Source organism: Pseudoalteromonas sp. DSM 26666, assembly GCF_900116475.1.
GTDB classification, from domain to species: Bacteria; Pseudomonadota; Gammaproteobacteria; order Enterobacterales; family Alteromonadaceae; genus Pseudoalteromonas; species Pseudoalteromonas tetraodonis.
The window spans coordinates 459928-471564 of record NZ_FPAR01000002.1 but is presented as its reverse complement, the minus strand read 5'-3'; the positions used below and the strand labels follow the sequence as shown (position 1 = coordinate 471564).

Genomic DNA, 11637 nt, shown 5'->3' with positions numbered 1-11637 from the left:
ACAGTCCGGTTTTATTTTCAGTGTTTTGCAAAACGGTCGAACAAATTAAGAGGCAAAAATGATCACCAACAATATTAATAACAATGAACTCTTTGTGGGGATCGATGGCGGTGGCACTAAATGTAAAGCAATTATCGTCAATAGCTGTAATGAAATAGTAGGCACCGGTGTGGCAGGCCCTGGTAACCCGTTACATGGATTTAGCCAAGCAACGCATTCCATTGAGCAATCAGCGCGTTTAGCCTTGCAAGATGCAGGACTCAAAGAGACGCCTTTATCTGCATTAATCGCAGGGGTTGGCCTGGCGGGAGTTAACTTACCAAGTTTGCATAATCAAATGACCCAGTGGCAACACCCATTTAAAACTATGCATTTAACGACTGATTTACTCATTGCTTGTATGGGCGCTCATCAAGGTAGTGATGGCGCAGTGATGATTGCAGGTACTGGCTCGTGTGGATTTTCATACGTTAATGGTCAATCGTTTATGATTGGTGGTCATGGTTTCCCACACGGTGATAAAGGCAGCGGTGCATGGATAGGCTTTACTGCTTGTCAGCAGGTGTTGTTAAGCCTAGACAAGTTAATCCCAAGTGGTGCGCTTACTAATTTGATTATGAAGTATTTAGAAGTGCGTGATGCAATGCAACTAGTTGAAGTGATTGCGAATAAACCAGCCGCCTTTTTTGCGCAACTTGCAGGTTGTGTTTTTCAATCAGCACAAGCAAACGATGCCATTGCGATTGCCATTTTAAAAGAAGGTGGCGCGTACTTAAGCGATATTGCACGTCAACTATTAGATAAAAACCCACCAAGGCTTTCGTTTATTGGTGGCTTATCAGCCGTGATGACAACATGGTTAGATCCAGACATTCAAGCTATTTTATCAGCCCCATTATCGTCACCAGAAATGGGGTCTGTACTTTACGCTAAACAACAGCACGTTAATTACAGCAGCCAGGAGTTATGATGTTTAACACCCTAATGGAAAAAGAAGCGGCGCAAACGCCAAATGTTATTGAAAAGCAAATTATTGCCAACCAACCTTTAGTGGAAAAAATTGGTCATAAGCTTCGCGATATGGCCCCTAAGGTGGTGATGATGATTGGTCGCGGTTCATCAGATCATGCTGGCGTTTTTGGTAAGTACTTAATTGAAATTGAAGCCGGTGTACCGGTCAGTTCAGCAGCGCCATCAGTGGCGAGTGTATATGGTAAAACATTAAAGCTTGAAGGCGCTGTGGTGATTGTAATTTCTCAATCAGGACGCAGCCCAGATATTCTCGCTCAAGCAAAAATGGCGAAAGAAGCGGGCGCTTATTGTATTGCACTGGTTAACGATGAAGCGTCACCATTGCAAGACATAGTGGATGATTTTGTACCCCTTAAAGCCGGTGATGAAATTTCGGTGGCGGCAACAAAAAGTTACCTAGCAACGTTATCAGCCCTGGTGCATATTGTTGCTAATTGGACGCAAAATGAGTCATTATTACAAGGACTTAAAGAGCTGCCTAGCGCGCTTGATGCAATGATAGACTCGCCAACTCAGTTACAACCTACTGAGTTTGCAAACATTAAGAATATGGTGGTATTAGCCCGTGGTTTAGGGTTTTCTATCTCAAAAGAAATGGCACTTAAGCTTAAAGAAGTGTGTGCTATTCATGCTGAGTCATTCAGTAGTGCAGAATTTTTACATGGTCCGGTAACCTTAGTTGAGCAAGGGTTAGTGATTTTAGATTGCTCGGTTGATGATGAAACTAAAGAGTCACATCAGCAGCAAATTGTTGAGGTTAAAAAACGCGGTGCACACGTGATTAGCCTTAATCAAAACGGTATTAACGTACACCCTCGATTAGCGCCATTTTTAGTATTGCAGCGTTTTTATCTTGATGTGGCAAAAGTAGCGTTAAGTCGTGGTTTTAATCCTGATGAGCCTAAGGGGCTTAAAAAAGTAACAAGGACATTATAAATGTCAGTAAAACGTATTCATGTAGCAGAGTTTTTTGATGGCGAGCAATTTGTTAACGACAAAGTGTTAAGCATTGATGCGGGTATTATTACGGCAATAGATGATAACGTGCAACAGGCAGATGAGCATCTAACGGGGTTAGTTGCGCCAGGCTTTATTGACGTGCAAGTAAATGGTGGCGGTGGTGTATTGTTTAATCGTACTAGCAGTGTTGCTGGGGTTAAACAAATGCTGCTGGCACATGCCAAGTATGGCACAACTGCCATGTTGCCGACTTTAATTACTGACACGGTTGAAGTGATGCACCAAGCAGCCGATGTCATCGCTGACGCTATTGCTTTGCAGACTCCCGGTATTATTGGCATTCACTTTGAAGGCCCGCACTTATCTGTTGCAAAAAAAGGCGCTCATAGCGCTGATTATATTCGCCCTATTTCTGAACAAGAATGGCAGGTATTATCTCGCCAAGATTTAGGTAAAGTGGTGGTAACGGTTGCACCTGAAAATGTTCTGCCAAGTGATATCGCTAAAATGCGTGAGGTAGGCATACACGTTTGTTTAGGTCATACCAATGCAAGCTTTGCTCAAGCTCAGCGCGCAGTAGATGCCGGCGCAACCGGGTTTACGCATTTATATAATGCTATGTCGCCATTACAGGGGCGTGAGCCAGGTGTTGTAGGCTGTGCATTATTAAACGATGACACCTATTGCGGCCTAATTGTTGATGGGCATCATGTTGATTACGCTGCATGTCAGCTTGCGTTAAAAGCAAAGCCAATGGGTCGTGTTTTTTTAGTCACTGATGCGATGCCACCAGTGGGTACGAATGACACCGAATTTGCTTTTTTTGACCGTACCGTCACCTTAGATAATGGTAAGCTCACCTCTACCACGGGTGAACTGGCAGGATCTGCGCTTGATATGGCAACCGCAGTAAGAAATACAGTAACCCATTTAAAGCAGCCATTAGCGCAAGCGCTTAATATGGCAAGTTTATATCCTGCTCAGTATTTACAGTTGCCCGCCACACACGGGCGATTAATACCGGGCAGTCCAGCAGATTTTGTACAATTAAACACACAACAACAAGTCATTAGCACGTGGATTGGCGGCGCTCAGGTTTGTTAACAACATAATAAATATAAATAAAGGAAAATAACATGACAACCAATGTTATGGATACGTCCAAAAATAGTAGCGTGGTTCCAATGGCCATTGTTGCGGTATTATTTTTTATACTGGGCTTTGCTACTTGGCTAAATGGCTCATTAATGCCGTATTTAAGTCAAATTTTACAGTTAACTCCGTTTCAAGGGTCGTTAATTTTATTTTCCTTTTATATTGCCGTCACCTTTACTGCGCTTCCCTCGGCCGTGTTAATTAAAAAAGTTGGCTATAAGAACGGGATGGCGCTTGGCATGGGGTGTATGATGTTAGCGGGTTTACTGTTTATTCCTGCTGCTATGTCACAGTTTTTTCCTCTGTTTTTATTAGCCCAGTTGGTGATGGGGGCAGGTCAAACTCTATTACAAACTGCGGTTAACCCGTACGTAGTGCGTTTAGGGCCAGAAGAGTCGGCTGCTGTGCGTATTAGTATTATGGGTATTTTAAATAAAGGCGCAGGGGTTATTTCTCCGATGGTATTTACGGCCTTAATTTTAAGCAACTTTACCGGTACGGTAGGCACAGAGCTTAGCCAAGAGCAAGTTGATGATATGGCCAACGGCCTTATTTTACCTTACTTAGGCATGGCCATATTTATTGGTTTATTAGCTTTTGCGGTTAAAAAGTCGCCGCTACCTGAACTTATTAATGATGAAGTTGAAGCAATAAACGATAAGGGTGAAATTCGTGAAACACTATCTCATCCAAACTTAGTGTTAGGCGCTATTGCGATATTTTTGTACGTGGCGGTTGAGGTTATTGCAGGCGATACCATAGGTACTTTTGCACTATCGCTGGGAGTCGAAAAATATGGGGTAATGACCTCATACACTATGATGTTTATGGTGTTTGGTTATATTTTAGGTATTTTACTTATCCCTAAATTTATTTCTCAGCAGAGCGCTTTAACCGCATCGGCTGTATTAGGGATTGTTATTACATTATGTATTTTACTGCTTGATGCACAGTCGTTTGTTATCGCCAATGCGCTATTGGTGCCTTTAGGCGGCGCTAATTTGCCTGATGTTTTACTGCTGATTGCCTTTTTAGGCTTAGCAAACGCGATTGTTTGGCCTGCGGTGTTCCCACTAGCATTATCAGGATTGGGTAAACTTACTAGTACTGGTTCTGCGCTTTTAATCATGGGGATTGCCGGAGGTGCATTTGGTCCCGTTTTATGGGGGCTACTGAGTGGCTTTACCTCGTTACAAACAGGCTACTCGGTGTTGTTACCTTGTTATCTATTCATATTATTTTATGCCGTGAAAGGCCATAAAATGAAAAAGCAATAACCTCCACCAGCTATCCCTAGCTCAGTGCACTTTGCAGTATAAAGTGCACTGATTATCAGCTTAATCGCGTTACTTTAAGTTTTATCCTACCGGCATTCGCACCATAAAAACGACTTAAATCATTAGCGAATGGGCAAAATTCTCCTGATTTTTTAATGGTTATTTCAACGCCTTCGGCAATTTCAAAGGCATGTTCATCGCTTTGACCAATCGTGCCGATTAAACTAAACCACTGCGCTGTAGCTAAACGTCTAAATGGCTCAAGTAATGCCATGGGGATTTCTTTAACGCCGAGTTGCACGTTATCGCGATGCCACCCAGAAGGAGAGCACTTTATACCATCGTCATACCAATATTGATTAGGATAAGGTGTAAAACGGTAGGTCGCACCTTGGGCAAGCATTAAGCCGGTGGCGTTGTAGGCTTCACTGGCATATACCATCACATCTTGGCTTTGGTTTATGCTAAGTAAACTCATATTTTGGTTGGCTAGCATTATATGGGCACTGAGTCCCATAAAGTTTAACGTGCTGTCGTCGCTGTAAATCATTTTATAATGTAAGTTTTTTAACGATTCGGGGCGATAGCTGGTTAGTTTATTAATTCGCTGTGCAACACTGTGATGTATTAATGGGGCGACGTGGCTGATTTCATCGTCAATTAATACACAGCACTGCCTATCAACAAGTTTAAAAAATGGGTTTAGCCAAAAGTAATTTTGCTGATGACTTAACGCCAGTGGATCGGGAATAACAGTCACATCGTCTTGGGCAACCAAGTTACTCTCAGGTAAAAGGTTTTCGTAATCGATGTCATGACTGGTTAGCAATGAAACTGACAGCGGCTGAGCAATAAGCCACTCAAGTGCATAACGCAAGCAAATATCGGCAAGTCCATCGCGATAGTAGCCGCCTCCCACATCGGAATGGGCTCCTGCAAACCACAGCTCGGTAATGTTAGCTTGCTGGTTCATTAACGTCGGTTCAAAGGCGCGACGTTTTTCATCAAGCGCTACACAATGCAGCGCCTCAGAGACATTACTGGCAATGGTGTGATTTTCAAAAATAACATGCTCTGCACCCCAAGTGGCTTTACTCACCTTTGACATGCCAATCGAGGCCACTGTATCAAACACACATAAATACACCTTTTCATGTATGAGAGGCTCTAAGCACTTTGCAAATCGCCGCGCTAATGCAGCGCCTCTGCTAAAGCCGGTAAGTAGTAGGGTATCGCCGCTTTGGTAATGCTGTTTAAAATCATTAATAGCTTGATTTAAAATGCTGGCTACATCGTCTGAACGTGGGGCGAGTGCTTGATTTAAAATTCGTTTTAAACGACTGCCTTTAGTGCCTATGCCTTGGTAATAAAAACTTAACTGTTTGGAAAATGGGGTGGTGGGAGAATCATCAAGTTTACCACCGAGCAATAAGTGTAGTTTTAAAATATTAGAAATACTGGCGTCTTCTTTAAAATGCTCTGTACTAAATTGATCTGCGTCTCGGGGTTCACTGCCGGTACCATCAAAATTAAAAATAAGCGTTTTATCCGACATAGCCTGTTTCCTTAAAATTTTTGTGTACTTTATATAGCTAATATTAAAAATTAAAGACAGTGGTAATTTAAATTACCACTGTCTTTAATTTTGGCTAGTGCAGCTTCATTTTAGGACGCACAACACGCAGCACTTTTTCGCTGATCCACAAAGCAAAGGTTTTGGCACTGCCATGAATAGCGCGCTGATGCATTCTATATAATGAAATATACATAAAGCGGGCAATTTTACCTTCAATAAAAAAGCTATTACTGGTTAGGTTACCCATTAAGCTGCCTACTGTGCTGTAGCGCGATAAATTAACCAGTGAGCCATGGTCATTATACTCGAATTTTTTAAGGGGCTGCTCACGTAATGTGGCGATTAAGTTTTTTTCAACGCATTGTGCCATTTGATGTGCCGATTGTGCGCGTGGCGGCACTTGCGTACCATCATCTTGCGTAAACGCGCAGCAATCACCGAGCACATATATTTGTGGGACAAGGTTGCTTTGTAAGTACTCGTTTACTTTTATTTGGTTATTACGAGTCAGCTCAAAAATACCCAGCTCTTTAATAAAGTCAGGTGCTTTTACGCCCGCCGCCCACACCATAATATCCGCATTTATTTGCTCATCATCATTGGTGATAAAGCCATGTTCGGTTGCTTGTTTAACTTGGGTATTTTCCCGAACGGTGACGCCTAATCTTAATAACTCACGCTTGGCTGAACTGGCAATTCGCTCAGACAGCGCCGGAAGAATCCTGGGGCCCGCTTCAATCAGATGAATATGTAAACGCTTAGCCGACATATTGGTTAAACCGTATATTTTTAGTAAATCAGAAACATGATACAGCTCAGCCGAGAGCTCAACCCCAGTTGCTCCACCGCCAACAATGGCGATGTTTAATGAGTGTAATGGGTCATCGTCTTGATGAAGGCGAGTAAAGTTATCCAGCAGCGCGTGTTGAAAGCGCTCTGCTTGTTGATTTGAATCTAGGTAAAAACAATGCTCTTTAATGCCTGGCGTATTAAAGTCGTTACTCACACTGCCAATAGCAATAACTAAATGATCATAGTGAACGGTGCGTTTAGGTAAAATTTGATGCCCTAACTCGTCATATAGAGGGCTTAAGGTGATGGTTTTATTGTTGTTATCGAGGTTGCAAAAGGTACCAAGTTGAAAGTTATAGTGATGTTTGGCAGCATGCGCGGAGTAAACAACCCCATCTAAATCGGCATCAATAGAGCCAGTTGCAACCTCGTGCAATAACGGTTTCCATATATGAGTGCGATTTTTATCGATGAGTAATATATTTGCGTGTTGTTTCTTTCCTAGTTTGTGACCTAACTGAGTTGCTAGCTCCAGCCCACCAGCGCCACCGCCGATGATGACGATTTTTGGTATGGTTATATCCATGACTATGCCCTTAAAAATAATATACCGAAGCAATTTCTGTACGTTGATTTTTAAAATGACTTGGGTATCAAAAAATTATTTTGGCAAAGCACGTTTTTATGGGGCTATAGTGTGCGCCTAATTAAAGGATATGTCAGCAATAAATCACGTCATTTGATGTATACTGATATGCAAATATTTCATCTACTGCGCATTTACAGCATTTATGGGCACCGACATAAAAAGGACGCTTTTATGAGTACCTCGCTAGTTCAGTCTCTTGAGCAACATTTTGGTTTTAATCAGTTTAGAGCAGGGCAACAACAAACCATAGAGCAGCTGCTAAATGGCCAATCATCACTGGCAATATTTCCTACAGGATCGGGTAAGTCGTTGTGCTATCAACTCACCGCGTTACATTTACCGCATTTAACGCTGGTGGTATCGCCGTTATTGGCCTTGATGAAAGATCAAATTAGCTTTTTAAATAGCAAAGGCATCTATGCCGCCAGCCTCGACTCAAGCCAAGACCAAATGCAAAGTAGCACTGTAATGAACGACGTACGAAGTGGTAAAGTTAAAGTGTTAATGGTGTCGGTTGAGCGCTTTAAAAACGAACGCTTTAGGGAGTTTATAAGCCAAGTGGCGCTTTCTATGTTGGTTGTTGACGAAGCGCATTGTATATCTGAATGGGGGCATAACTTTAGACCCGATTACTTAAAACTACCTCGTTACCGTGAAGAGCTAAATATTCCGTTAGTGCTACTATTAACCGCTACCGCCACTAAAAAAGTAAAACGCGATATGGCCGAGCGCTTTGCTATTGAGCCACAATGTATTGTGCAAACGGGGTTTTATCGCGCTAATTTAGATTTAAATGTGCTGAGTGTTAAAACGGCGGATAAAAACAATGAGCTTACTAAAATTGTCCGTGCGCAAACCGGCCCCGGTATTGTGTATGTCACGCTGCAGCAAAGTGCTGAGCAAGTGGCCAATATGTTAAGCGCGCAGGGCCTGCACGCGGTGGCGTATCATGCAGGGCTTGAAGACACCCTACGCGGGCAAATTCAAGACGATTTTATGGCAGGCAAAATAAATGTAGTGGTTGCTACCATTGCCTTTGGTATGGGGGTTGATAAATCAGACATACGCTTTGTAATTCACTACGATTTACCTAAATCAATAGAAAACTACAGCCAAGAAATTGGCCGCGCAGGGCGTGACGGCAACCCATCAAATTGTAATACCCTGGCTAATTTAGATGGCTTAAATACAGTAGAAAACTTTATTTACGGCGATACTCCAGAGCTCAGCGGTATTGAATATGTTATTAACGATATTCGCCAAGCTCAACAGCAATGGGAAATGCAAGAATATAGCCTTTCAAGCGAGAGTAATATTCGCCAACTTGCCCTTAAAACCTTGCTGGTACAGCTTGAAATGCAAGGCGCAATAACCCCGCAGTATGCTTATTATGCCGATTTTAAGTATAAATTTTTGGTTGATAAAAATGAGTTACTTAGCCAGTTTGATGAGCAGCGCCAAGCTTTTTTAACACAAATATTTAGTCATACCGACTTTAAAAAAATATGGGGCACACTTAATTTTGACTCCCTAACGCAAGCCGCGCAGGTTGACCGTAAACGTGTGGTAGCCGCGCTTGACTATTTGGCTGAAAAAAACCTTATCACCCTTGAAACCAAACGTATTACTCACGTGTACAAAGTGCATAGCGAGGTGATTAATAATCCTGCACTTGCCCAGCAGTTAAACGATTATTTTACCGATAAAGAGCAAGCGGAAATAAAACGGATTGCTGCTTTAGTGCGCTTTTTTGAGCTGCAATCTTGCTTAAGCTATAACTTAGCCCGTTACTTTGATGATGCGAATGCGCCACAGCAGTGTGGACATTGCTCGGTGTGTCGTGGGCATTCAGTTAAGCTTGAATATTCAATTCCCCCTGCAACGATTGATACAGCGCTTATTTATCAAAAGGTCGATGAGTTTTTAGCGCACATGGCAACTAAAGGTGTGCACAATGTGGGTATTGAAACCCAATGCCGGTTTTTAGCGGGAATGAGCGTGCCACTGTTTGCGCGTAATAAAGTACGTCAACTAAGTGGTTTTGCACTGTGCGAGCAACAGCGCTACAGCGAAATTAAAGGGACATTGCTATCAAGGTCGATGGCTAAATAATATTAGAAATCAGTATAAAAATAAAAGAGTGTTAATTTTTTGTTTCTTTTTATTGCTTTACTATACTCAATTTGGCTATGACAGCCATTATAATAATGAGGTGATCAATGAAACTGCAAAAAATTATACTATTGGGAGCATTTATATCAGCAAGTAGTTATGCTGAAATTAATATTTCGGGTTTTGCAAGTATTAATGCAGGTAAGGTACTGAGCGGTACAGGTGTCCCGCAATATGGCGTTGAACCAACATTTCTTGCGGACTATCCAAATGTTAGTGCATACACTGAAGATTTATCCTTTTCGCCAGAGTCTTTGATTGGATTACAGGTATCAGGCGATTTGGGTGAAGGTCTTTCTGTCACAGGTCAGCTAGTTGCCAGAGGAGTCAACGACTTTGAGGCAAATTTTGAATGGGCTTATATTTCTTACGATATTAATGATAATTGGACTATTCAAGCAGGTAAGAAGCGTTTACCACTATTTTACTACTCAGACTTTTTCGATGTAGGTTATGCATATGTATGGATGCGAGCCCCTGCAGATAACTATACATGGCAAGTATTTAACTACGAGGGCGTTAATTTACTCTACTCAGGTTCTATAGGTGACTGGGGAGTGTCTGCGAATATTTATACCGGTAAAGAGGACGATGACGATAACAAGCTATTATCAGACTTCTTCTTTCAAGAGCCAACAAGAGAAATTTGGGAAGATATGTTAGGCGGCGTACTGTTACTAAATCGTGACTGGCTCGAACTAAGAGTGACCCACATGCAATACACCAACAAGCGTTTTCGTGCGGGTGAACCGGTTTTGTGGGACGGCAAAGATAGCAGAGATGGTAAATTTTATGGTTTAGCTGCAAATCTTGATTTTGGTGATTTTTTCGTTTTAAGTGAGCTTAACCGCTTAGACTTAGATGGTAATCTCGACACTTATATGATCAGTGCGGGCTATCGTTTTGACTCTATTACACCTTATGTCATGTTTTCAGACTTCGAACAAGAAGGTGAAGGTGATACAGAGCAGCATAATACATTTGCTGTTGGTGTGAGGTGGGACTTTCATCCGTCAGCTGCATTTAAAGTGCAATACGATAGAGTCAAAGATGACTCGTTTGATTTAGCTGTGGCCGGTGATAGTAAAGCTATCACGCTTGGTGTCGATGTTGTATTTTAAGGAGAGGTAAAATGAAAAAATTAATATTAAGTGTAATATTCCTGTTTACGAACTTCGCCTATGCAGATTTTGCTATTATCGTGCATCCTTCAAATGAAAGTAGCTTTGATGAGTCTGTTATCAGCCGAATTTATACAGGAAAAGAAAAGTCATTTAGCAATGGCAATAAGATCATTCCAATATCTCAAGAACCAAGTAGTGCTGCAACCGAGCAATTTAATAGTAAATTACTTAATAAAACGTCTTCTCAGTTAAAAGCATATTGGTCAAAACTAATTTTTACAGGAAAGGGCACACCACCTAAAGAGTTAGAAAATGACAGTGAAGTAATCAAAATGGTCGCAGCTAACCCTGACACCATTGGCTTTGTCTCTTCATCAGCTGTATCGGATAACGTTAAAGTGGTTTTCAATTTTTAATCTTAAATAAGCGTGCTGGTTAATCAGCACGCTTTTTTAGTGATTAGTTAATTACAATATAACGATGTTTAATATCTGACGTTATTTTACTGTCACCCTTGCCTCGCTCGTGTATCCTATAGCTTGTATATCATTTATCAAAAGTCTGTATGCCAAACTCAATCATTGCTGTTGAAAATATCAATACCCAACCAGTCACTTGCGCTAACTGCCAAGCGTGTTGCTGCCAATTAGAAGTGCGTATTGTCACTGATACCGGTGTTCCTTTTCGATATATTGATTACGACAAATGGGGCAGTGAGGTCATGAAGCGCGGCGACGATGGCTGGTGCGAAGCACTTGATAGAAATACCCTCATGTGTACTATTTACGAAAATCGCCCATTAACGTGTCGAGAATTTGAAATGGCATCGGGTGAGTGTATTACTGAGCGGGAGCTAGCGGGTATTTAAAACGCGGGCTGATTAACCCGCGTGAATGTTTG

At 41.8% G+C, this 11637-nt stretch carries 10 protein-coding genes; 8 read left to right on the top strand and 2 right to left on the bottom strand.

Annotated elements, in window-relative coordinates; translation table 11 throughout:
* The first annotated feature begins 58 nt into the window (after positions 1-58).
* Genes nagK through nagP form a run of 4 tightly spaced genes read left to right on the top strand, consistent with a single transcriptional unit; the run spans position 59 to position 4424 of the window.
* Entirely contained in the window at positions 59-970 is a 912-nt protein-coding gene (gene nagK / locus BM380_RS06000; protein WP_016899125.1) for an N-acetylglucosamine kinase, read from the top strand.
* A complete protein-coding gene (nagB-II, locus tag BM380_RS05995; protein WP_090493516.1) occupies positions 970-1968 on the top strand; it encodes a glucosamine-6-phosphate deaminase NagB-II in 999 nt (332 codons plus the stop codon). Before nagK ends, nagB-II begins: the two co-directional genes overlap by 1 nt.
* A complete protein-coding gene (gene nagA, locus BM380_RS05990) occupies positions 1969-3096 on the top strand; it encodes an N-acetylglucosamine-6-phosphate deacetylase (protein ID WP_090493514.1) in 1128 nt (375 codons plus the stop codon).
* 32 nt (positions 3097-3128) lie between these two features.
* A complete protein-coding gene (gene nagP, locus BM380_RS05985) occupies positions 3129-4424 on the top strand; it encodes an N-acetylglucosamine MFS transporter NagP (RefSeq protein WP_024602609.1) in 1296 nt (431 codons plus the stop codon).
* Between the two features lie 55 nt (positions 4425-4479).
* Here nagP and BM380_RS05980 read toward each other — a convergent pair whose 3' ends face one another.
* Positions 4480-5979, bottom strand: coding sequence for a phospholipase effector Tle1 domain-containing protein (locus BM380_RS05980; RefSeq protein ID WP_016899129.1), 1500 nt, complete (start codon positions 5977-5979; stop codon positions 4480-4482).
* A 94-nt stretch (positions 5980-6073) separates the two neighbouring features.
* Entirely contained in the window at positions 6074-7378 is a 1305-nt protein-coding gene (locus BM380_RS05975) for an NAD(P)/FAD-dependent oxidoreductase (RefSeq protein ID WP_090493512.1), read from the bottom strand.
* A 234-nt stretch (positions 7379-7612) separates the two neighbouring features.
* Here BM380_RS05975 and BM380_RS05970 point away from each other — a divergent pair, with 234 nt between their 5' ends.
* From BM380_RS05970 to BM380_RS05955, 4 genes are all read left to right on the top strand, one after another.
* Positions 7613-9553, top strand: a complete 1941-nt coding sequence (locus BM380_RS05970) for a RecQ family ATP-dependent DNA helicase (RefSeq protein WP_090493510.1) — start codon at positions 7613-7615, stop codon at positions 9551-9553.
* A gap of 107 nt (positions 9554-9660) precedes the next feature.
* Positions 9661-10734 carry a porin gene (locus BM380_RS05965; RefSeq protein ID WP_013462897.1) on the top strand — a complete coding sequence of 358 codons (1074 nt, stop codon included), beginning with the start codon at positions 9661-9663 and terminating at the stop codon, positions 10732-10734.
* An 11-nt stretch (positions 10735-10745) separates the two neighbouring features.
* On the top strand, positions 10746-11153 hold the full coding sequence (locus BM380_RS05960) for a substrate-binding domain-containing protein (protein ID WP_013462898.1): 408 nt from the start codon (positions 10746-10748) through the stop codon (positions 11151-11153).
* 149 nt (positions 11154-11302) lie between these two features.
* Positions 11303-11605, top strand: a complete 303-nt coding sequence (locus BM380_RS05955; RefSeq protein ID WP_013462899.1) for a YkgJ family cysteine cluster protein — start codon at positions 11303-11305, stop codon at positions 11603-11605.
* Positions 11606-11637 lie beyond the last annotated feature (32 nt).